17 protein-coding genes are annotated in these 21,091 nt (G+C 69.8%); 6 read left to right on the top strand and 11 right to left on the bottom strand.

The window, feature by feature from the left end:
• Positions 1-78: 78 nt before the first annotated feature.
• The 6 genes from JQX13_RS42285 (at position 79) to JQX13_RS42260 (ending at position 10,484) form a co-directional block, all read left to right on the top strand.
• Complete coding sequence (locus tag JQX13_RS42285) at positions 79-3,060, top strand: TonB-dependent receptor (RefSeq protein ID WP_203405079.1); 2,982 nt, start codon at positions 79-81, stop codon at positions 3,058-3,060.
• Positions 3,061-3,328: 268 nt separating this feature from the next.
• A complete protein-coding gene (locus JQX13_RS42280) occupies positions 3,329-3,502 on the top strand; it encodes a hypothetical protein (RefSeq protein WP_203405078.1) in 174 nt (57 codons plus the stop codon).
• 64 nt (positions 3,503-3,566) lie between these two features.
• Positions 3,567-6,476, top strand: coding sequence for a serpin family protein (locus JQX13_RS55710; protein WP_203405077.1), 2,910 nt, complete (start codon positions 3,567-3,569; stop codon positions 6,474-6,476).
• A 167-nt stretch (positions 6,477-6,643) separates the two neighbouring features.
• Entirely contained in the window at positions 6,644-7,603 is a 960-nt protein-coding gene (locus JQX13_RS42270) for an NAD(P)/FAD-dependent oxidoreductase (protein WP_203405076.1), read from the top strand.
• Positions 7,604-8,154: 551 nt separating this feature from the next.
• A complete protein-coding gene (locus JQX13_RS42265) occupies positions 8,155-9,222 on the top strand; it encodes a glycoside hydrolase family 88/105 protein (RefSeq protein ID WP_203405075.1) in 1,068 nt (355 codons plus the stop codon).
• Positions 9,223-9,362: 140 nt separating this feature from the next.
• Positions 9,363-10,484 carry a hypothetical protein gene (locus JQX13_RS42260; protein WP_203405074.1) on the top strand — a complete coding sequence of 374 codons (1,122 nt, stop codon included), beginning with the start codon at positions 9,363-9,365 and terminating at the stop codon, positions 10,482-10,484.
• 64 nt (positions 10,485-10,548) lie between these two features.
• Here the strand turns inward: JQX13_RS42260 and JQX13_RS42255 are convergent, their stop codons facing one another.
• Genes JQX13_RS42255 through cobM form a run of 11 tightly spaced genes read right to left on the bottom strand, consistent with a single transcriptional unit; the run spans position 10,549 to position 21,081 of the window.
• The gene (locus JQX13_RS42255; protein WP_203405073.1) at positions 10,549-11,325 is read right to left on the bottom strand and encodes an adenosylcobinamide-GDP ribazoletransferase; all 777 of its coding nucleotides are present in this window, start codon (positions 11,323-11,325) and stop codon (positions 10,549-10,551) included.
• Positions 11,325-12,392: a nicotinate-nucleotide--dimethylbenzimidazole phosphoribosyltransferase gene (gene cobT, locus JQX13_RS42250; protein WP_239014183.1), complete on the bottom strand. Its 1,068-nt coding sequence runs from the start codon at positions 12,390-12,392 to the stop codon at positions 11,325-11,327. The genes JQX13_RS42255 and cobT overlap by 1 nt, the downstream gene beginning before the upstream one ends.
• Positions 12,389-13,867 carry a cobyric acid synthase gene (locus JQX13_RS42245; protein ID WP_203405072.1) on the bottom strand — a complete coding sequence of 493 codons (1,479 nt, stop codon included), beginning with the start codon at positions 13,865-13,867 and terminating at the stop codon, positions 12,389-12,391. Before JQX13_RS42245 ends, cobT begins: the two co-directional genes overlap by 4 nt.
• Positions 13,864-14,916, bottom strand: a complete 1,053-nt coding sequence (locus JQX13_RS42240; RefSeq protein ID WP_203405071.1) for a pyridoxal phosphate-dependent aminotransferase — start codon at positions 14,914-14,916, stop codon at positions 13,864-13,866. Before JQX13_RS42240 ends, JQX13_RS42245 begins: the two co-directional genes overlap by 4 nt.
• Positions 14,894-15,850, bottom strand: coding sequence for an adenosylcobinamide-phosphate synthase CbiB (cbiB, locus tag JQX13_RS42235; RefSeq protein ID WP_239014182.1), 957 nt, complete (start codon positions 15,848-15,850; stop codon positions 14,894-14,896). Before cbiB ends, JQX13_RS42240 begins: the two co-directional genes overlap by 23 nt.
• Complete coding sequence (gene cobU / locus JQX13_RS42230; RefSeq protein ID WP_203405070.1) at positions 15,847-16,392, bottom strand: bifunctional adenosylcobinamide kinase/adenosylcobinamide-phosphate guanylyltransferase; 546 nt, start codon at positions 16,390-16,392, stop codon at positions 15,847-15,849. The genes cbiB and cobU overlap by 4 nt, the downstream gene beginning before the upstream one ends.
• Positions 16,389-17,075 (bottom strand): adenosylcobinamide amidohydrolase, encoded by a 687-nt coding sequence (locus JQX13_RS42225; RefSeq protein ID WP_203405069.1) that lies wholly within the window; start codon positions 17,073-17,075, stop codon positions 16,389-16,391. The genes cobU and JQX13_RS42225 overlap by 4 nt, the downstream gene beginning before the upstream one ends.
• Entirely contained in the window at positions 17,072-18,463 is a 1,392-nt protein-coding gene (locus tag JQX13_RS42220; protein ID WP_203405068.1) for a cobyrinate a,c-diamide synthase, read from the bottom strand. Before JQX13_RS42220 ends, JQX13_RS42225 begins: the two co-directional genes overlap by 4 nt.
• Positions 18,463-18,993 (bottom strand): cob(I)yrinic acid a,c-diamide adenosyltransferase, encoded by a 531-nt coding sequence (cobO, locus tag JQX13_RS42215; RefSeq protein ID WP_203405067.1) that lies wholly within the window; start codon positions 18,991-18,993, stop codon positions 18,463-18,465. The genes JQX13_RS42220 and cobO overlap by 1 nt, the downstream gene beginning before the upstream one ends.
• Complete coding sequence (gene cobA, locus JQX13_RS42210) at positions 18,990-20,324, bottom strand: uroporphyrinogen-III C-methyltransferase (protein WP_203405066.1); 1,335 nt, start codon at positions 20,322-20,324, stop codon at positions 18,990-18,992. The genes cobO and cobA overlap by 4 nt, the downstream gene beginning before the upstream one ends.
• The gene (gene cobM / locus JQX13_RS42205; RefSeq protein WP_203405065.1) at positions 20,314-21,081 is read right to left on the bottom strand and encodes a precorrin-4 C(11)-methyltransferase; all 768 of its coding nucleotides are present in this window, start codon (positions 21,079-21,081) and stop codon (positions 20,314-20,316) included. The genes cobA and cobM overlap by 11 nt, the downstream gene beginning before the upstream one ends.
• Positions 21,082-21,091 lie beyond the last annotated feature (10 nt).

Here is a 21,091-nt window from a genome sequence, read left to right as displayed (position 1 = left end):
CTGCTTCACGCGGAGGGGACCTTCCGCACCTTGAAGCCGTTTACACCCGGTGGGGAAGCGTCTAGATGGCGCGGCAAAATGACCGGACTCACGCGGGACAGCTCAGGGGACATCATCATCAAGGACATGGCTCGCAAGGCCCTCGTCTCCAGTGGGCGGGTGTCGCGAGTCATGCGCGTCTGGAGCGCATGGGGACTCGCCGTCCTTCTCGCGGCCGCGCCAGCGCTCGCGCAGAAGACGACGGCGGCCATCCGGGTCGGCCTCAGCTCGCTCCGCGAGCCGGTCACCGGTGTGACCGTGCTCGCGGTGAACACCCACAGCGGCTTCTCGACGAAGGGGATCGCGCGCGCGGATGGCTCCTTCTTCCTGACCGGCCTGGAGCCCGGCGAGTACGTCATCACCGTCACCCGGCCCGGCGGCAAGGAGGTCTACCGCACGGTCTCCGTCCAGGTCGGCCAGACGGTGGACCTGAACATCAACGTCGAGGAGGACGTGGCACTTGAGCTCGGCCAGGGCGAGACCCTGCTCGTCCAGGGCAAGGCCCCCGAGAGCTCGACCTCCGAGGTCGCCACGAACGTCAGCCGCGAGGAGATCGCGAACCTGCCCCAGAGCAACCGCAACTTCCTCAACTTCGCGGCCCTCGCGCCCGGCGTTCGCGTCTCCAACGATGAGTTCAACAAGAACTTCTCGTCTGGCGCGCTCGATGCGCGCGGCACCAACGTGTTCGTGGATGGCGTGAGCCTCAAGAACAACGTCATCGAAGGCGGGCTGGTCGGCCAGGACGCGAGCCGCGGAAACCCATTTCCCCAGCTCGCGGTCAGCGAGTTCCGCGTCATCACCCAGAACTACAAGGCCGAGTACGAGCAGGCCAACAGCGCGATCATCTCCGCGGTCACGCGCTCGGGCGGCAACGAGCTCCATGGTGACCTCTTCCTCACCTACCAGAACCAGGAGCTGATGGCCCGGGATCACTTCGCCCTGCTGCGCGGCGAGCTGGAGCGACCCGAGCTGTTGCGCTCCCAGTTCGGGGCGGCGTTGGGGGGCCCCGTGGTGAAGGACACGCTGCACTTCTTCGTGACCTATGAGGGCAACCTGCAGGACCGCTCGAATTCGGTGACGATCGGCAATCCGACGGAGGAGAACCTGAGCCGGTTCGGCCAATTCCAGGGCAGCTTCGGCAGCCCCTTCCGGGAGCACCTCGGCTTCGCGAAGCTGACCTGGAGGCCGGCGGGCAACCAGACCGTGGATGTCAGCGCCAGCCTCAGGAAGGAGACCGACATCCGCAACTTCGGTGGCGTGTTGAGCTTCGAGAGCGCCGAGGACGTGCGAAACGATGTCCTCACCGCCTCGGCCAGGCATCAGCTGCGGCTGGGTTCGCTGACGAACGAGGCCACGTTTCAGTACCTCGACTCGCGGTTCAACCCGGTCGCCACGCTCACCGACGTGGTCGGGCGGGACTACGAGGGCGTCATCCGGCTGGGCGGCCGCGACACCAGCCAGGACATCCGCCAGCGGGCGTTCACGCTGCGCAACGACACGACGTTCGCGAACTTCGATTGGGCCGGCCAGCACGTGGTGAAGGCGGGCGCCAAGCTCTCCTTCCAGCGATACCAGCTCGAGCGCACGCAGTTCGGCAACCCCGTGTTCCGCTTCCGCCAGGATGCCGAGAACGGCCTCGGCTACGACTTCCCGGCCGAGGCCTCCTATGGCGTCGGTGACCCGAGGGTCGCATCCAACAACACGCAGGTGGGCGTGTACCTCCAGGACGATTGGGAGATCGCCAGGAGGCTGACCCTGAACGTGGGCCTCCGGTGGGATGTCGAGACCAACCCCCTGAACAACGACTACGTGACTCCCGCGGAGGTCCGCGCGGCGGTGGAGGAACTCGCCGGCATCGTCGCGCGGACGAATGGGCCCGACTTCTTCCCGGTGGAGAACTACCTGACCAACGGCAAGCAGCGCCCTGTCTTCCTGGGCGCGGTGCAGCCGCGGCTCGGCGCGGCCTTCGACGTGATGGGCAACGGCCACACGGTTCTCTTCGCCGGCGCCGGGCGCTACTACGATCGCACCCTGTTCAACACGGGCGTGGACGAGCGGTACCGTCTTCAGTACCAGGTCCGCACGTTCTATTTCTCGCGGGACGGCGCCCCCCGCTTCGGGCAGCCGACCATCGCCTGGCGGCCCGAGTACCTGAGCCGGGAGGGGCTCGATTCGCTGATCAACAGCGGCGTGGCACCCGCCCCGGAGATCTTCCTGCTCGAGAACGACACCCGGCCGCAGTACAGCGACCAGTTCAGCGCGGGCCTCCGGCAACGGGTTGGCCCGGTCAACACCTCGCTGACGCTCACGCACATCCGCAGCAGGAATGGCGTCGGCTTCTATCCCGCCAACCGCCTGTCGACAGGCTCCCGCGACTACATCCCCACGCCGGGCGGCTTCGGCAATGTCCTCATCTCGGTCGACGACCGGACCTCCGTCTACAGCAGCGTGCAGCTCTCCGCGGAGAAGCCCTTTTCGAGCGAGCTCTCGGCGGGGGGCGTCATTCCGTGGGGAGCCTCCCTGGCCTACACCTTGGGGGTCGCCCGGCAGCGTGGGTCGGATTTCAACTTCGACTACCCGACCATCAAGGACAGCCCCATCACCCCCACCGCCAGAGACGAGCGCCATCGGCTCGTGCTCTCCGGCATCGTGGGGCTGCCCCTGGAGTTCAAGCTGTCCACGCTGATCACCCTGGGAAGCGGCTTGCCCTACACCATCTCCGATGCGTCCAAGGGCTTCGGTCCCACCGAGTTCGTGCTCCGCACCAATGGAGGCCGGGCGGAGGGCTTCATCCAGTTCAGCCAGGTGGATGTCCGGTTGGCGAAGGACTTCACGATCTCCAAGGGCAACCGGATCAGCGCCTTCGCCGAGTGCTTCAATCTCTTCAACACCAAGAACTTCGGCGGATACGACGGGTTCATTCCACCGGAGACAGAGCCCGCGAACCCTCATTTCGGCAAGCCCACGATCCTGGTGGGGCCGCCGCGCAGCTTCCAGTTCGGCATGGGCTATAGCTTCTGAAGAGAGACGGGACCTCCAGTTCTGGACGCGGCGGACCTGACACAGGGGGCCCGGTGTGCTCCAAGCAGATCCGGCTACCAACAGGGCTGGGTGTTGCAGTCGCGGCACAGCCCGTTCACGCACGTGGTGGTGCCGGGGCAGGGACGATCAATGGGGCAGGCGTACTGCGCCTCGACCTCCGGGGTGCTGGGAGTCGATTCCGAGGGCCAGCACGGCGATGGCCCCCCGCACGAGCCGCGGCGGGGCCTCGCCAGAAGAGGCTGAGCAGGTGATAGAGAAAGCCGACGACGAAGAGATCCCCCAGCGTACCGCGTGTGAAGCGCCCGCCGGGGCCTCGGTAGACGAGGACGAAGAGGCCCGCGATCAGGAAGGCGCATCCGGTGGCGAGGTGGAAGCGGCGGAAACCGTCGAGTCGTTGCTGCATGGGCCTTGCCTGCCATGAACTTTGCTCGGGTGGCAAATGAAGGCCCTTGCCGGGACACGGGTGCTCGCTCACGCTGGCGCCCATGAGCCAGCCCGTTGAGCTGAGAGACGTACTCACCTGGGAGGTGGAGCGGATTCGCCGGGACGCGGCGGCCCTCGTGCTGCTGGTGAACGCCGCGCTGGAGGCACCCGAGCCGGAGCGGCAGCGGACCGTCGCGAAGCTGCTCCAGGTGGTAGAGAGCACGGTGACCCGCCATGTGTGTCAGCCGCTCTCCACGCAGTTGGTGGAGCTGCTCGAACGGCCGGACGCGGATCGGCGCTACATCGGCGCGCGGCTGTTGTTGACGGCGGGCGAGGTGCCCGCGGCGCTCGCCGGCCTGCGCCGGGGATTGGGAGACGCGGACGCACGGGTGCGCGGGGCGTGCGTCCAGGTCCTGCGGGCGGCACGGCTCGAGCCCGAGGCACTGCTGCAGCACCTGCGCTCCGAGCGGGAGGGAGAGCGCCAGGCGGTATTGGAGCTGGAGGGGGCTTCCCTGCGCGCGGAGGCAGTCCACGGATTGCGCGTGCCAGGCCTCCGGGACGAAGCCGTGCCGGTGCTGCTCGACGCGCTGAGGACGGACGCGGAGGCGGCGGTCCGGGAAGCAGCGGCGGAGGTGCTCGAGGAACTCGCGCCCGTGAGGCCCGAGGTGGCGCAGGCGCTGGTGGATGCTCTGATAGATGTTGAGCCCCAGGTGGGGGCGCGGGCGGCGGCGTCGCTGGCCCGGCGCGGCCCCACGACGGAGGCCGTTGTCCCCAGGCTCTTCGCGGCGTTGGAGGACCCGGGACTGAGGGATGTGGTGCGAGGAGGGGTGGCGCTCACCCTGGCGCGGCTGGGGGAGCGCGCGGTAGTGCCCGTGCTGGTGCGCCTGCTGGGACTGCCGGACTCGGCCTTCGGGGAGGGCATCGACGAGGTGACGGGGCTGCCCGCCCCGCCGCTGCTCAAGCTCGAGCTGGTGAGGGCCGTGGACGCGCTGGGGCCCCTCGCGGCGGAGGCGGTGCCGGTGCTGCTCCAGTGCGTGCGGACGGGCCTTGGCATGCTTCAAGTGGAGGCGGCGGAGGTGGTGGGGCGGATGGGCACTGCGCGCGCCGAGTTGGAGGCCCTGCTCTGCGAAGTGCTCCCTCAGGCGGAAAGAGGGGTCCGGCCCAGCCTGCTGGAAGTGCTCGCGCGGCAGAAGCCCGAGGGAGACGGAGCGCTGCGGGAGCTGGTGAAGGCGCTGGAAGACGAGTCGCCGTGGGTCCAGGACTCCGCGCACGTGCACCTGTGGCACGTCGTGGGGGAGCGGCCAGAGCTCATCGAGCGCCTCCTGGCCTTCTCCCGTGACGAGGACCCGCGGGTCCGCAGCGCGGCGCACGAGGCGCTGCGGGTGCTGCGGCGGCCCACGGCGGAGTCGCTGGCTCGGCTGGCTCGGCAGCTGGAATCGGCGGCGGAGGACGCGCGGGAAGCCGCCATCGTCGAGCTCCGGATCCTGGGGCTTCGGGCGGGCGGGCTGCTGCCGGAGCTCTTGGTGCGGCTGCCGGGCCTGGGGCCCGAGGCTCGCGCGGCGGTGCTATCGGTGATCGGTCCGTTGCGCGGCGGGACGCTGGATCCGGCGTTGCGTGAGGCGCTCGTGGCGGGACTGGAGGACGCGGAAGCCCGGGTGCGCGAGGCGGCGGTGTGGGCGCTCGGTGATCTCTCCGAGCGGGATGCGCAGCTGCTGCGGCGCGCGGAGGCGCGGCGGACGGACGGGGAGCCGAAGGTCCGCGAGGCCGTGGAAGCAACGCTCCAGGCGCTGGGGGCCGGGCCCGCCCAGGAGCCTCCAGACGCCGTGACAGGAGCCCCGGAGGACGCGGCGTGGGCTCTACGGGAGCTTGCCCTCACGCTGTACGCGGCGCTGAGAGAGGGCGAGGGCAACCGCGTCTTCTCTCCGCTGTCGGTCTTCACGCTGCTGGCGCTGGTGCTGCGCGGCACGAGGGGCCACACGGAGGCGGCCCTGCGGCGGGCGCTGCACTGGGCCGCGGAGCCCTCGCTCCTGTCCGCCGCCCTACGAGCCCTCACCGAGAGGCTGCACGTGTCCGCGTCCCAGGAGTCTTCCCCCCAGGCGGGGGACGAGGGGTTCGCGCTGGTGTCGGCGAACGGCTTCTGGCCCCAGGAGGGCCATCCGCTGCGACAGGAGTATGTGGCGGAGCTGGCGGAGGCATTCGGCGTCAGGCCCACGCCGGTGGATTTCGCGGGAGCGCCGGAAGCGGCAAGCCAGGCCCTCAACGCGTGGGTGCACGAGCAGACCCGGGGGCGCATCCCGGCCATCGCCCCACCCGAGGGCCTGCCGAGGGCCACCCGGTACGTGCTGGCCAACGCGGTGTACTTCCGCTCTCGCTGGGAGAAGCCCTTCGACGACGACACCCGGGAGGCGCCCTTCCACCTGCTCGACGGGCAGCAGGTGACGGTGCCGATGATGGGCCGGGAGGGGTGCTTCGGGTACGCCCGGGGGCCGCGGTGTCAGCTCCTCGAGCTGCCCTACCGGGGACGCCAGACTTCGATGGTGGTGCTGTTGCCGGAGGCGGGTTTCTTCGAGCGCTTCGAGCGGCTGCTGAGCGGCGAGCGCCTGGAGACGCTGCTGGCACAGCGGACGTGGGAGAGCTTCGTGCTGCGGATGCCTCGCTTCGGCTTCGACCAGCACGTGGACCTGACGGGGCTGGCGGAGCGGCTGGGGCTTTCCGCGCTGTTCGAGCCGGACGTGGACCTGTCAGGGATGACCCCGACGAGAGAGCCCCTGACGGGCAGACTGATGCACGACGCCTCGCTCACGGTGGATGAGAAGGGAGCAGAGGCGGCGGCGGCGACGCGCGTGTTCCACATCGGGGGCATGCCCCAGGTGGTGGAGGTGAACCGCCCGTTCCTGTTCCTCATCCGGCACGTGGAGACGGCAGCGGTGCTGTTCCTCGGGCGCGTCCTGGACCCGAGGCCTTCGCGCTGACAGTTCAGACGACTCCGTCCAATGCGGGGGGCGCGTCCGGTGGTTCGCCAGGTCCTGGAGCGGACGAGCCTCTGAATCCGGCACGGCGCTCCTCCGGCAATCCCACCCACCCTAGCGTCTCTGATGGAGCGGGGTGCGTGGGTCACCTCGGGTCTGGAGCGCAAGCCATGTGGGATGTCATCGTCGTGGGAGGCGGTCCGGCCGGTCTGAGCGCGGCGCTCATGCTGGGGCGGGCCTGCCGCAAGGTGCTGGTGCTGGACAGCGGCGAGTATCGCAATGGCGCCAGCCACGCCGCCCATGGCTTCCTGACCCGGGACGGCACCCCGCCCGAGGAAATCCGCAGGCTCGCCCGGGAGGAGCTCGCCCGCTACGACGTGGAGGTGCGACAGGCCAGAGCGGTGGACGCGCGGCGTTGCGAGACGACATTCGAGGTGATTCTCGATGATGGCTCGCGGAAGGTCTGTCGCCGTCTGCTGCTGGCCACCGGCGTGGTGGACGAGCTGCCGCGCGTCCCGGGAATCGAGCCCCTATACGGACGAAGCGTCCACCACTGTCCCTACTGCGATGGGTGGGAGGTGCGCGGCCAGCCCCTCGCCGCCTACGGCCGGGGTCACGAGGCGGCGGAGCTGGCGCTGGCCCTGACCAGCTGGAGCGATGACGTGATCTTCTTCACCGATGGCCCTTCCCGGTTGGGCGAGGAAGATCGCCTCCTCCTGGCGCGCCACCGCATCCAGGTCCGCGGCGAGCGGGTGGCTCGGCTCGAGGGACAGGATGGACTCCTGGCGGCGGTGGTGCTGCGCAATGGAGAGCGCGTGCTCCGGCGGGCCCTCTTCTTCCATGGTCCCACCCGCCCGCGCGCGGATCTGGCCGAGCGGCTGGGGTGCCTTTTCAACCGGAAGGGCGCGGTGAAGACGGGGAGGCTGGAGGGGACGAACGTGCCCGGCCTGTGGGTCGTGGGGGACGCCTCGCACGACGTGAAGTGGGTGATCGTGGCGGCGGCCGAGGGTGCGAAGGCCGCCATGGCCATCAACAAGTCGCTGCGCGGAGAGACGACGGCCTCGCTGGTCGGCTACTCCCGCGCGCTCGAGGCCGTGGCTCCGGCCGCCCTGGAGGCGCCGCTCGGCTGAGCGGTAAACGGGCGCTCCACCCGTGCGGGCGAGCCTGCTCTCCCTCATCTGCCCATCAGGCAGGAGTGAGCCCGCATGCTTGCTCCTCCCGCCGGCTTGTGCTTCCGCTCGAGCTGTGTCAGCAACGCATTGCACTATCAACGCATTGCGTCGATCCTGGATCCGCGCGCTCGGTCACGGACCCGCGCGGTCGGCGGGATCGATCGATTCACGAACGGCATTCATCGATGCGGACTCTGAGTTAGACGGGAACGGCTTTCCCTCTCATAGTCTGGCATTCCGTCCACCCCGCCATGTCATCACAAGGCGGGGCATTGTCTGGGCTCGAGAGGAAGTGATGGTCGGAACAGCCCTGATGACGCTTTCAATGGCGGGCCCCATGATTGCGAAAGGCCTGAAGTTCACGTGTCACGAATAGGGGGTAGACAATGGTTGCGTCGAGAGTGTCATTCCAGTCCCTGGCGTTGATGGGTGTATTGGGCGCTGCCCTGGCAGGCACATCATGCGCTCCGGATGAACCTGCTCCTCCGAGCGGTGCTCCGAGCGTCGGCGTGGCACTGGCCAATTCCATCATCAAGGAGTGGCCAGACCCGGACACGATTACGACCAAGCGGTGGGAGTACACCAACGGCGTGCTCTTCGTCGGGTTTGCCCGGCTCCATGAGAAGACGCAGGACCGGCGGTACCTGGACTACATCAAGACATGGGTGGACAAGTACGTCGACAGCAACGGGAACATTCCGTCATATCCCGACGAACACAACCTGGACCTCATCCAGCCCGCCAATCTGTTCTTCCCTCTGTACGAGGCCACCCAGGATCCGAAGTACAAGCTCGCGGCGGCGAACATCCGCGCCAGGTACGCTGACTTTCCGGTGAACTCGGAGGGTGGATTCTGGCACAAGACCAGGTATCCCAACGAGATGTGGCTGGACGGCATCTACATGGCGGGGCCGTACATCGCCCAGTACGGTGCCGAGTTCGCGACGTCGGAGGAGGCACGAACCGAGTCCTTCGATACGGTGGTCAAGCAGATCAAGCTCATCCACCAGCACACCTACAATCCCACGACGAAGCTCCACTTCCATGCATGGGATGCGGATCGGAACGTCGCGTGGGCAAATCCTGATACGGGAGTCTCCCCCATCCACTGGAACCGCAGCATGGGGTGGTTGGCGATGGCCCTGGTCGATACGCTCGAGCACCTCCCCAGCGGCCATTCCGACCATCAGGACATCCAGGACATCTTGCGGAACGTGGCCGAGGGTTTGAAGAGCACGCAGGATCCGGTCACCGGCTTGTGGTACCAGGTGCTCGACAAGGGAGATCAGCCGGACAACTGGCTGGAAACCTCGGGCAGTGCCATGTTCGTCTATGCTCTGAAGAAGGCCGTGACCCTCGGCTACATCAGCGACGATTACGCCCGTGTGGCCCAGAAGGGGTGGGAGGGCGTGAAGTCGAAAATCACCTACGGACCGGACGGGCACGTGGTGGTTCGCGACTCCGTTCAGGGCATGGGAGTCCAGGTCGACTACGCCAACTACGTCAACAAGGAGCGCGTGGAGAACCTGCCCCAAGGGATGTTCGCCGTCATGCTGGCCTCCACGGTGATGGAGTAACGGGAGTCGGCGGTCGCACGGCGTGTCGGTGCCTGGGCGGTGGCGGGGTACACGGCGCGTGCGCCACTGCTCATGTTTGACATGGCGGGCCCGCGCTTCCCGACCGCGGGAGGACTCACGGGGCCCAATTGGAGGTGATCATGGGGACCGCGACGGCTTCATCGGGATCTGGCACCCATTCCCAGATGGGCACCTGGTCCTGGGGACAGCGAGCGCTGGCCCGCATCGCCGAGCTGAAGGCGCTCTGCGAGGACAGCAAGGCGCATAAGGACGCGGCCCCCAACGCGCAGACGCTCGCCAGGGAGGCGAATGATCGTCTGGATGCCGCCTGCCGCGCCGCCGACCAGCGGCGGTTTCCCTGGGGCCGGAGTGGTGCGTTGATCGACACCGTCGAGACGAACATCCACGCGGCGTACTGCCTGATGCTGCGGTACATGCCCCTCGCGGATCTGGAAGCACGGATACCCGAGCTCATCGCCACCCTCCGGGAACATCTCCCCGCGCGGGATCCGCGCAGGCTGGCGGTCGAGGGACTGGTGAAGTCATCCGTCACCCCGAAGCTGGCCGAGGCGAACCGCGAGACCGTCATCACCGCGCTCCAGGCCGCCCTGCTGGCACAGGAACGCGAGTACGTGCGCGTCCGCAGTTTCCGCAACATCGTGTATGGCATCTCCCTCTGCCTCATGGTGCTCGCCGTCACTCTCGGCGTCGTCATGGCCATGAGTCCGAATCTCATGCCCCTCTGCTTCCAACCCGAGGGCAGGGTCGTCTGCCCGACGGCGAGCGGGACGGAGGGCGCGAATCCCTACGGGCTCACGAGCAGCTTGGACTACCTGCTCGTCGAGCTGATCGGCCTCATCTCCGCCGCGTTGGCCGCGGCCGTGTCCCTGCGGCAGCTCCGGGGCACCGTGATTCCGCACAGCGTCCCCCTGGCCCTCGCGCTCCTCAAGCTGCCCACCGGCGCCCTGACCGCCGTCCTGGGGCTCCTCCTCATGCGGGGCGAGTTCGTTCCAGGCCTGTCCAACCTCGATTCGTCGGCGCAGATCATCGCCTGGGCGGTGATCTTCGGCTACGCCCAGCAGTTGTTCACCCGGCTCGTCGACGAACGCGGTCAGGCCATTCTCAACGCGGTCGGCGGCGCGGAGTCGGCCACGCTCATGGACCAGCGGATATCCTCGGTATCTGGCCCGAAGACCCAGGCTCCGGCCGCGGAGCCCGCGGCTCCGGTCGCGAGTCCCATGGCTCCGGCCGCGAATCCCTGACGGAAGACCCGGTTCGCGCGTCGCACCACGTCCGCCAGGGAGCCCGTGTAGAAGGAGCCTCCCGTCAGGCCGCGTCGCCGCGTGTCAGCGCCAGGACGAGCAGGAGGCTGCATTCCGCTATCTGTTGCGTGGCTCCAAGGAAGTCTCCCGTGATGCCTCCAGCGCGCACCCAGAAGCGCCAGCCACACACGAGCGCCGTGAGGCCGGCCGCCGCCAGGAGCGCCCACGCCGTGGTCGTCTCCAGCCAGCCCGTCCAGAGGAACGCGCCCATCATCACGATGGGGCAGGCCGTGGCCAGCATCGCCTGGGCGCCGGTGATGCGTGCCACGTTCTGGCTGCGTGAGGTCGTATTGCTCGTCACGTAGGGGAGGGCGACCATCAGCCAGATGGGCGGGGTTCGTGCCAGGCACCCGGTGAGCACGAGGGCCAGGGGCGCGATCGCCTGGAGTCGCGCGAGCAGCGCGATGCGTAGCACCAGTACTACGACCAGCGCCGCCGCGCCGAAGGAGCCGATGCGACTGTCCTTGAGGATCTCGAAGAGGCGCGCACGCTCGTACGCCCCACCGAGCGCGTCCGCGGTGTCGGCCAGCCCGTCTTCGTGGAATGCCCCCGTGAGCAGCATCCCCATGCCCACCACCAGCGCGGCGGCGGCGAACGGTCCCGCGCGCTCGACGGCCAGCCACACCAGCGCCAGCAGCCCACCGAGGCAGGCTCCCACCAGCGGAAACCACCCCGAGGCCCACTGCCAGTCGGCCGGGCTGTAGGGAAAACCTCCGACGGGAATGCGGGTGTAGAAGGCAAAGGCCGCGCGGGCCCCCCGCAGCACGGGAGGAAGTTGCATCAGCCCTGCCCCCGGTCCGGGACTCCGGCTTCCTCGAAGGTGGCCATGCCCGCATGCAGTGCGCACGCGGCGTCCACCAGCGGCAGCGCCGTCAGCGCGCCACTGCCTTCGCCCAGTCGCAGCCCCAGGTCGAGCATCGGCCTCGCGCCGAGTGCCTCCAGGACGTGCCGGTGGCCCGCCTCGGCCGAGCGGTGGGCGAACAGCATCCACTCCCTCGCGCCCGGTGCCATCCGCTCCAGCGCCAGCATGGCCACCGAGACGATGAAGCCGTCCACCAGCACCGCCTTGCGTCGCTCGATGGCTCGTGCCGCCGCCCCCACCAGGGCCGCGATGTCCCTTCCTCCCGCGGATTGAACGGCGCGCTCGGGGCCAGCACCCTCGAGCCGCCGCACCGCGTCACCCACCACCTCCACCTTGCGCGCGAGGCCCGCGTTGTCCACCCCCGTGCCCCGGCCCACCATCTCCTCCGCCTTGCTCCCGAGGAGCAGGGCCGCCACCGCCGCCGCCGCGGTCGTGTTGCCGATGCCCATCTCTCCCAGCATGACGAGGCGCACGTCGTCCGGGAGTTGGTCCACCTCCTCGGCCCCCGCCGCCAGCGCACGCCGGAAGGTGGCCTCGCTCATCGCGTCCTCCACCCGCAGGTCTCCCCCCGGCTCGTCCGCCACCGGGTCGCGCCGGAAGGAGACACCCTCGTCAGGGGGTCGCGCGGGCGGTCGCAGCACGCCCACGTCCACCACACGCAGCGGTACGCCCAGTTGTCGGCACAGGACGCTGGAGGCCGCCCCCCCCCGCAGGAAGTTCTCCACCATGGCCGCGGTGACGGCCGAAGGGTAGGGCGAGACTCCGTGGCGGGTGACGGCATGATCCGCCGCGAAGAGCAGGGCCGCCGCGGGCCGGCTCCGGGGCAGCGGCGTGCCTTGCAGGGCGGCCAGCTTCACCGCGACCTCCTCCAGTACTCCCAGGCTCCCCGGAGGCTTGGTGAGGCGCGACTGCCTTTCATGCGCACGGTCCGCCGCCACCTGGTCCGGTGCCGGAATGATCCAACTCGCGCTCGTCCGTCCGTTCACAGCCCCACCATCCGGTCGAGGTAGGCGAGGTCCAGGGCCTTCTCGAAGTGGTCGGCGAGCACCTCGTAGGGATCGGCCCGTGATGCGCCCGCCGTCACGCCGAGCTCCGTCAGCACCGCTCGCCGCACCGACTCGTTCTCGAAGAGGCCGTGCACGAGGGTTCCGGCCACTGCGCCTCCAGCCGCGACGCAGCCCTCGGCTTGCTGGCACGCTTCATTCCCGCGCTGCAACCACGTGCCGAAGGGCCGCGCCTCCGGCGCCACCGTTACCCGGCCACAATGGATTTCGTATCCCCGCACCTCCATGCCTCCGGCGGTGCGCATTCCTGGCAGTCCCTCCCCGAGTCGCAGCGACACCGGCGAGGTGGCCTTCTCCTTCTCGAAGCGCGTCACCACCGGCAGCAGGCCCAGCCCCGCCACGTCCGGCTCCGGTGACTCCACGCCCAGCGGATCCAGGATGCGCTCGCCCAGCATCTGGTAGCCACCGCAGATGCCCAGCACCGGCTGCCCGGCGTGCACCCGCTGCACCAGCGCCCCCGCCAGTCCGGTGCGCCTCATCCAGCGCAGGTCGTTCGCCGTGCACTTGGTGCCTGGGATGATGACGAGCCTCGCGCCCTCCAGTTCCTCGGGCCGCTCGCACCAGCGCACCTCCAACCCTGGTTCGCGCATCAGTGGCTCGAACTCATCGAAGTTGGACAGGCGCGGCAGCTTCAGGATGCTCACGAGTGCCCCGCCGTTCGCCTCTCCGGGCCGTAGGTCCAGTGAATCCTCGCTGGCGATGCCCGTGTCTCCCAGGTGGGGGATGACTCCGGCCACGCGGATGCCACACTTCTTCTCGAGGAAGCTCACGCCTCCCTGGAAGAGGGAAGGGTCACCGCGGAACTTGTTCACCACCAGGGCTCGCACCCGCTCCCGCTCGGGGGGCTCGAGCAGCTCCAGCGTGCCCACCAGCGCCGCCAGCGCTCCGCCTCGCTCGATGTCCGTGACCAGCACCACCGGGGCGTCGGCGCGCTCGGCCACCCACATGTTCACGAGGTCGCGGTCCTTGAGGTTCACCTCCGCCGGGCTGCCCGCTCCCTCGATGATGACCAGCTCATGGCGCTCGCGGAGGGTGTCCAACGCCTGGCCCACCACCTCGCGCAGCTCGGGTTTGCGCCGGTGGTAGTCACGGAAGTGCATGCTCCCCAGCACCTTGCCCATCACCACCACCTGCGAGCCGGACGTCGTCTCCGGTTTGAGGAGGATGGGGTTCATCTCCGCGCACGGCACCGCGCGCGCCGCCTCGGCCTGGGCATATTGGGCGCGGCCAATCTCCGCCCCATCCGGCGTCACCGCCGAGTTGAGCGCCATGTTCTGCGACTTGAAGGGCGCCACCTTGAAGCCCCGCCGCGCGTAGATGCGGCAGAGGGCCGTCACCAGCAGGCTCTTGCCCACGCTGGAAGCAGTGCCTTGGACCATCAGGGTACGGGCCTTCATTCGAATGTCTCCCGGACGCGCCGCCAGGCGGAGCGCAGAAGGGCATGGTCCGACTCGGGTCTCACTCCGAGGCGGATGTGGTGGGGGAGGCCCAGGCTGGTGCAGTCGCGCACCCGGATGCCGGCCTGGACGGCGGCGGCGGCGAAGGGGCGGGCCTCGGGCACCCGGCACAGCAGGAACGTGCCTCCGGTGGCGTCCACCTGGGCGCCAGCCTCGGTGAGGAGCGTCTGCTGTGCTCTCCGCAGCCGGCTGATCTCCGTGCGCACCACGTCCACCTGCCCGAGGCACTCGAGTGCCTCCCGGCCCGCCGCCAGCGCCGGGGCCGACACGTTCCACGGTGGGAGGGCTGCTTGTACCGCGCGCACCAGCCGAGGCTCTCCCAGCAGGTAGCCGAGCCGCAGCCCCGGCAGGGCGAACACCTTGGTGAGGGAACGCAGCACGACGATGTTGCCTTCCGGGCGCATGGGCTCCACGCCCTCGAAGAGCGGCTGGTAGGCCTCGTCCACCACCACCAGGGTTTCGGGCGCGGCGGCCGCGGCGGCGCGTATTGCCTCCAGCGGGAACACGGCGAGGCAGGGATTGCTCGGCCGACACACGAAGAGGAGGGAAGGTTTCTGGCGGCGGAGCGTGGCGAGCAACACCTCGAGATCCCACTCGAAGGGCGGCCCCTTCGCGGCCAGCGTTTCCACCGAGGCTCCGCTGGCGCGCACCGCCTGCGCGTACTCCCCGAAGGCAGGGGTGAGCACCAGCGCGTGACGCCCCGGGCCCGCGAAGGCGCGAGCCAGGGCCCAGATGAGCTCCACCGAGCCATTGCCCACCACCACTCCATCGAGCGGCAGCCCATGGAGCCTCGCGAGGGGCTCCCTCAGGGGAAGGGCCGTGGGGTGGGGGTAGCGCCGCACGTCGGCGGCGCGGAAGGCCTCGAGCACCGCCTCCGGAGGCGGCAGTGGGGAGACTCCCGTGCTGAAGTCCACGCACCCTGGCGCGGCGTCCCCTCCGTGCGGAGCGGGCTCCAGGTGCTGCAACTCAGGGCGAGGCAAGGGCAACACGGAATCCCTCCCCGCCGACATAGGCGGCCGTCAACGCAGCGGCCAGCAGCGAGGCCGCGACCATGAGGAAGACCGCGCGGCGGATGTCCTCCGCTCGCGGCTGGCGTCCTCCCGTTCCCAGCCGGTAGTGCCCCACCTTCTCCAACTCCACGCCCAGGCCCCCGGCCACCGCCGCCATGGGACGGCCGGCGTTGGGGCTCTCGGTGGCGGAGCCGTCTCGCCACCAGGAGAGCACCGCCCGGGCGGGAGAGGCACCACACAGCGCGCACGCCAGCACGAGGAGCGCCGCGGACAGACGCGCCGGCACCAGGTTGAGCACGTCGTCCAGCCGGGCGGCGGCCTTGCCCAGCCACTCCAGCTCGCCGCGATATCCAATCATCGCGTCCAGCGTATTGGCCGCCCGGTAGGCGAGCGCACCGGGAACTCCCGCCACCGCGAAGAAGAGCAGGGGAGCCACCACCGAGTCCGAGGTGTTCTCCGCCACCGACTCCACCGCCGCCGCAGCCAGCAGCGGGGGCTCGAGGCCCGAGGTGTCGCGCGACACGAGGCTGCGTAGGGCCAGGCGCGCCGCCGGATCATCCCCCTTGTGCAGGGCGTGGAAGACGGCCAGTCCCGCCTCGGCCAGGGCCCGCACCGCGAAGGCGCTCTTGAGGAGGTACACCTCCAGAGCGATCTGCAAGAGAGGCCAGGGAGAGACGAGGTGGATCAGTGCCCAGCTTCCGAGTCCGAAGACGACGGGTCCGGTGATCGCCATTCCCAGTCCATGGAGGAACGCGGGAAGGGGCGCACGGGGTGCCAGCCGGCGCAGGCGCCGCTGCAGGCGGCCCATCCACACCACGGGGTGCACCGGCGTGGGCGGCTCGCCCCAGATGAGGTCCACCGCGAGCGCGAGCCCCAGCACCAGCGCCGCGTGCGTTCCTCCGTCCAGCATCATCCGGCGGCCCCCACCACCAGGCTCCCCGGCTTCAGCCGCAGCAGCAGCCCGAGCGCGCCGAAGTACACCTCGTCCGCCGCTGCCGCCAGGCGTTGGTGCGCTCCACCACTCACGTCGCGGAAGGTGCGTCCCAGCGGCGACTCGGGGACGAGTCCCATTCCCACCTCGTTCGTCACCAGGATGGTGGCGCTCCGCCGCCGCTGAAGCACGCCCACCAGTCGATCCACCTCGCCGAGGATGGCCTCCGGTTCATCCCCCCGGAGCAGGAGGTTGGACAGCCACAGCGTCACGCAGTCCACCACCGCCACGTCCGCCGTGTCCGCCTCCAGCACCTCGCACAACCGGCGCGGCTCCTCCACCGTCTCGAAGCGGCCCGTCCTCTCCTCACGGTGGCGACGCGCGCGCTCGCGCATCTCGTCATCGAAGGGCTCGGAGGTGGCGACGAAGGTGCGCCGTGGTCCCATCGCCTGCGCCAGCTCTAGGGCGAAGCGGCTCTTGCCGCAGCGCACACCGCCGCCCACCAGGATGATTCTTCCGCTCACCGGACACCTCGCTCTTCCAGCCACCGGCGTATGCCTCGCGAGGTGGCCTCACGCACCGCGCCACCCAACAGGCTGCCGAGCCGGGTGTGCTTGCCCACGTACGTCTCGCCTCCGGGCCCCTCCGGCGCCGCCACCACGATGCAGTCGGTGCCCGTTCCGGTCGCCGCCCGCAGTGACCGGCGGCTGGGGACACGTGCCTCCATGAGAGCCGCCGTCCGGGCCTCGGCCGCCAGCGCCACCGCCTCCACCAGCGCCCCCTCAGACAAGGGACGGGACAGCTGACACAGGAGGTTGATGGTGCCCACGCTGCGCAGCGGCCCGGGCTCATCTCCGGCCGCCAGCGCGTTGCCCAGGCCCACGGTGGCCACGCAGCGCGCCGAGAGCGCACCGGAAGCAAGGCGCACGTCGTCGAAGGTGGACACGTCTCGCGAGGTGAGGAGGCCCACCGTCTCCTCGGACGACTCTCCGAGACTCGCCGCGAGCAGGGCCACCGGATCCACTCCCGGGACGAGCTCGTCATCGCGCACCTGCCGCCACACCACCGCCCGTGCGCGCCGACGGCCTCCGTTGATGACGGCCCAGGAGAGGACGGCGTGCGGACGGTCGAAGCGCACCACCAGCAGTCGCCCGCCTCCCTCCAGCGAGGGCGCTTCCACCTCCGGCGTGGCGACGGCGGCCTTCATGTCCGCTGCTCCTTGAAGGCGCGCGCGGAGCTCACGAGCCCCTCGGCGACCAGGGGATTGGAGGCCCAGTGGGCGTGGACGTAGGAGGCCAGCACGTTGGGCGGACCGAAGCCCTCGGTGTGCGTGACGCCGCCGCGACGCCGACGGATGCGCAGGGTTCCGCCGTGGGTGGGGACTCCCTCCAACGTGGAGTAGCGAAACTGGTGCCCGCGGAAGCGCAGCCCCGCGCCACCCAGTACGGTGCGCACCGTCGTCTCCACCTCCACGTAGCCGAGCGCCTGCAGCTTGGGCGCCATCACCGCCACCCCGGGCACCAGCCCGACCATGGGGTAGTCCTGGCCATCGAGCGTGCGGAGACCCTGGCTGAGGTACATCATCCCTCCGCACTCGGCGTAGATGGGGCCGCCTCGCGCGGAGAACTCGGAGATGGCGCGGCGCATGGCATGGTTGTCGGCCAGCTGTCGCGCATGCAGCTCCGGATAGCCGCCTCCCAGATAAAGGGCATGCACGTCCGGCGGAAGTGCCGTGTCCGAGAGCGGCGAGAAGGGCACGCACCGCGCGCCGAGCCGCTCGAGCCGCCGCAGGTTGTCCGCGTAGTAGAAGTGGAAGGCGGCATCCTGCGCCACCGCGATGCGGCAGGTGACGGGGGCCTGCCGGCGTTCTTCCTCCGGTGCCTCCGGCAGCGCGGGGGCTTCCCCGGCGAGGCGCAGGAAGGTGGCCGCGTCGTTCCACTCGGAGAGGAGCGCTCCCCAGGCGTCGAGGCGCTGCGTGGGAATGCTCTCCTCGGAGGCGGTGAGGAGACCCAGGTGGCGCGCGGGGAAGGTGAGCGCCTCCTGCTCGGGGAGCCCGCCCACCACCGGAACTCCCGTGCCGAGCGCCGCGCGCTGGAGCAGCTCCAGGTGGCCGCGGCTCCCCACGCGGTTGGCGAACACGCCCGCCAACTTCAGCTGCGGATCGAAGGCCGCCAGCCCGGTGCCGATGGCGGCGATGGTGCGCGCCATGCCCGAGGCGTCCACCACCGCGAGCACGGGCGCCGCCAACCACTTGGCCACCTGCGCCGCTGACCCTTCCTCCGAGTCAGGCGAGGCCCCGTCGTAGAGCCCCATCACGCCTTCGATGAGGGCCACGTCGCAGCCCTGGCTGGCATGGCGGAAGGTGGAGATGACGGCATCGCGGCCCATCAGCCAGCCGTCGAGGTTGTGGCACGGCGCCTGGGTGGTGCGCGCGTGGTAGCTCGGATCGAGGTAGTCCGGGCCGCACTTGAAGGTGGCCACCTTCAGGCCGCGTGCCTGGAGCGCCCGGGTGAGGGCCACCATGACCGTCGTCTTGCCCACGCCGCTGGCGGTGCCCGCGACCACCAGCCGGGGAATGTGAGGAGTGCCGTCCATCAGAAGTCGAGCCCCACCTGGGCGGGAACGCCCTTCTCGAAGGGATGGCGCACGCACTTCATCTCGGTGACGAGCTCCGCGGCGGCCATCAGCGGCTCCGGGGCGGAGCGGCCGGTGATGATCACATGCACGTGAGAGGGCCGTGCCGACAGTGCCTCCAGCACCTCCTCCACGGGGACGAAGCCGTAGTTGATGACGTACGTCAGCTCATCGAGCACCACCACCTCGTGCTCGCCGCTCGTCATCAGGCGCCGGGCCTCGGCCCACGCCTCCTGGGCGGCCCGCTTGTCCCGGGAGAGGTCCTCGCTCTCCCAGGTGAAGCCCCGGCCCATGGTGAGGAAGACGAGGCCCGGCAGCGTCTCCGCGAAGGTGCGCTCGCCCGTCTTCCACTTGCCCTTGATGAACTGCACCACCGCGGGCTTCATGCCCCGGCCCAGCGCGCGGAACACCACCCCGAGCGCGGCGGTGGTCTTCCCCTTGCCATCCCCCGTGTAGACGACCAGCAATCCCCTGGGTGTCTTCGCGCTCATGTCCCGCTCCCGTGTGCTCGCCGCTCGAACCAGGCGAGGCGCTCGCGCAACCGAACCACGTCACCGACCACCACCAGGGCCGGAGGTCCCAACGCGTTGCGCTCCCGCACCTGCGCGGCGAGCGTTTCCAGCGTGCCCACCAACACGACCTGCTCGGGCGTGGTGGCCGAGGCGATGTAGGCCGCGGGCGTCTGGGGGCTGCGTCCACACTCCACCAGCCGGGCCAGGTTGGCCTCCAGCTTCCGCGTGGCCATGAAGAGCACCAGCGTGCCTCCAGCGGCGCCCAGCTTCTCCCAGCAGGTGTGGCTCCGGGGCCCCTCGATGTCGTGCCCGGTGACGAAGGAGACGTCGGAGGCGTGCTCCCGGTGCGTCAGCGGGATGCCGGCGTAGGCCGCGGCTCCGAGCGCGGACGAGACGCCTGGAACCACCTCGTAGGGGATGCCCGCCTCGAGCAGCTCCTCCGCCTCCTCGCCACCCCGTCCGAAGATGAACGGATCTCCCTGCTTCAGCCGCACCACGTGCCGCCCGGCACGGGCCTGCTCGAGCACCGCCGGGTGCAGCCGATAGCCGGCCTGGGTGGCGCCCTGGTTGCGGTGGCCCACGAGGATGCGCTCCGCCTGGGGGCCGATCTCCGCGAGCACCGCCGGAGGAATGAGGGCGTCGTAGGCCACTACTTCCGCCTGTTGCAGCAACGCCTTCGCGCGCACGGTGAGCAGCCCCGGATCTCCCGGCCCCGCACCGACCAGGGTCACGAAGCCGCCCCGCTCCTTGTCCGGCGAGCGCCCGAGGGTCTCCTCGCAGAAGCGCACCCGCTCCTCCAGAGAGGTGCAGGAGTCCGGAATGAAGTGCAACCGCGACGCGGGGATGGAGCGGCGCAGGAGCGACTCGAGGACGAGCTGGTAGCGCAGCTCGTCCATGGGGCTGTCTCCGCGGACTCCGTCCCGCTCGTAGGGCAGGGCGCCCCAGGGAAGGACGAAGACGGCGTCGTAGTGAGCCACGAGGGCCGGCGTCTGGGAGAAGTCCGGGAAGAGCTCCGAGCACCCATGCTGGAGCGCATAGGCGGCGAAGTCCGCGACGCAGTTGTCCGCCACGAAGCCCTCGCGCCGATCCGCCTCTCGCACCCGGCGCGTGGACCACAGCTCCCGGAGGACGTTCGCACGCTCGGGCATGGGCAGCTCCTCCAGACGCTTCCCGGTGCGAGTGATGAGCTCTCGCGTCTCCTCGGGGACGACAGGCAGCCCGAGGCGGAGGCTCAGCGCGTGCACCAGCGTCGTCTTTCCCACGCCGGCCGAGCCGGTGATGGCAATGCGCCGTGGACGGTCAGCGTGCATCGTCCGTTCCCCTGCGGAAGCGGTGGGTGAAGGTCGGGTCGTACAGGCGCGAGTTGGCGAAGTCCTTCGCCTCCAGCACCTCGCCCACCAGGATCATCGCGGTGGCGTTGATGCGCTCGGCGCGCACCTTGTCACCGATGTCCGCCAGGGTGCCGCGCACCACCTTCTGATCCGGCCAGGTGGCCTTCTGCACCACGGCGACCGGGCAGTCCGGCCCGTAGGAGGGCAGCAGCCGCTCCACGACGTCGCGGATGAGCCCCGCGCTGAGGAAGAGCGCCAGGGTGGCACGATGGCGCGCCAGGTCCTCCAGCTTCTCTCCCTCCGGCATGAGGGTGCGTCCCTCGGCCCGGGTGACGATGACCGTCTGGGACAGCTCCGGCAGCGTCAGCTCCTTGCCCAGCACCGCGGCCGCTGCGGTGAAGGAGGAGACGCCCGGGATGATCTCGTAGTCGATGCCGAGCTCCTGGAGCCTGCGGATCTGCTCGGCGGTGGAGCCGAAGATGGAGGGATCTCCCGTGTGCACGCGGGCCACGTCGTGATCCGCCGCCTGGGCCTCCTTGAAGACGTCGATGATCTGATCGAGCGTCATCGACGAGGAGTCGAGCACGCGGGCCCCAGGGCGGGCGCGGGCGATGACGGCCTGCGGAACGAGCGAGCCGGTGTAGAGCACCACGGGGCACTGCTCGACGAGCTCCGCCCCGCGCACGGTGATGAGCTTCGGATCTCCAGGTCCCGCACCGATGATGTAGACCTTCATTGTCTTCTCC

Origin of the sequence: Archangium violaceum (assembly GCF_016859125.1) — a bacterium.
GTDB classification, from domain to species: domain Bacteria; phylum Myxococcota; class Myxococcia; order Myxococcales; family Myxococcaceae; genus Archangium; species Archangium violaceum_A.
The sequence above is the reverse complement of the archived record's forward strand: the minus strand, read 5'-3'. Positions and strand labels throughout refer to the sequence as shown.

Coding starts and splice junctions, on each gene's coding strand:
- JQX13_RS42285 (WP_203405079.1), top strand. CDS start 79: ATGACCGGACTCACGCGGGACAGCTCAGGGGACATCATCATCAAGGAC.
- JQX13_RS55710 (WP_203405077.1), top strand. CDS start 3,567: ATGAGCCAGCCCGTTGAGCTGAGAGACGTACTCACCTGGGAGGTGGAG.
- JQX13_RS42270 (WP_203405076.1), top strand. CDS start 6,644: ATGTGGGATGTCATCGTCGTGGGAGGCGGTCCGGCCGGTCTGAGCGCG.
- JQX13_RS42260 (WP_203405074.1), top strand. CDS start 9,363: ATGGGGACCGCGACGGCTTCATCGGGATCTGGCACCCATTCCCAGATG.
- JQX13_RS42255 (WP_203405073.1), bottom strand. CDS start 11,325: ATGCAACTTCCTCCCGTGCTGCGGGGGGCCCGCGCGGCCTTTGCCTTC.
- JQX13_RS42245 (WP_203405072.1), bottom strand. CDS start 13,867: ATGAAGGCCCGTACCCTGATGGTCCAAGGCACTGCTTCCAGCGTGGGC.
- cbiB (WP_239014182.1), bottom strand. CDS start 15,850: ATGATGCTGGACGGAGGAACGCACGCGGCGCTGGTGCTGGGGCTCGCG.
- JQX13_RS42225 (WP_203405069.1), bottom strand. CDS start 17,075: ATGAAGGCCGCCGTCGCCACGCCGGAGGTGGAAGCGCCCTCGCTGGAG.
- JQX13_RS42220 (WP_203405068.1), bottom strand. CDS start 18,463: ATGGACGGCACTCCTCACATTCCCCGGCTGGTGGTCGCGGGCACCGCC.
- cobO (WP_203405067.1), bottom strand. CDS start 18,993: ATGAGCGCGAAGACACCCAGGGGATTGCTGGTCGTCTACACGGGGGAT.
- cobA (WP_203405066.1), bottom strand. CDS start 20,324: ATGCACGCTGACCGTCCACGGCGCATTGCCATCACCGGCTCGGCCGGC.
- cobM (WP_203405065.1), bottom strand. CDS start 21,081: ATGAAGGTCTACATCATCGGTGCGGGACCTGGAGATCCGAAGCTCATC.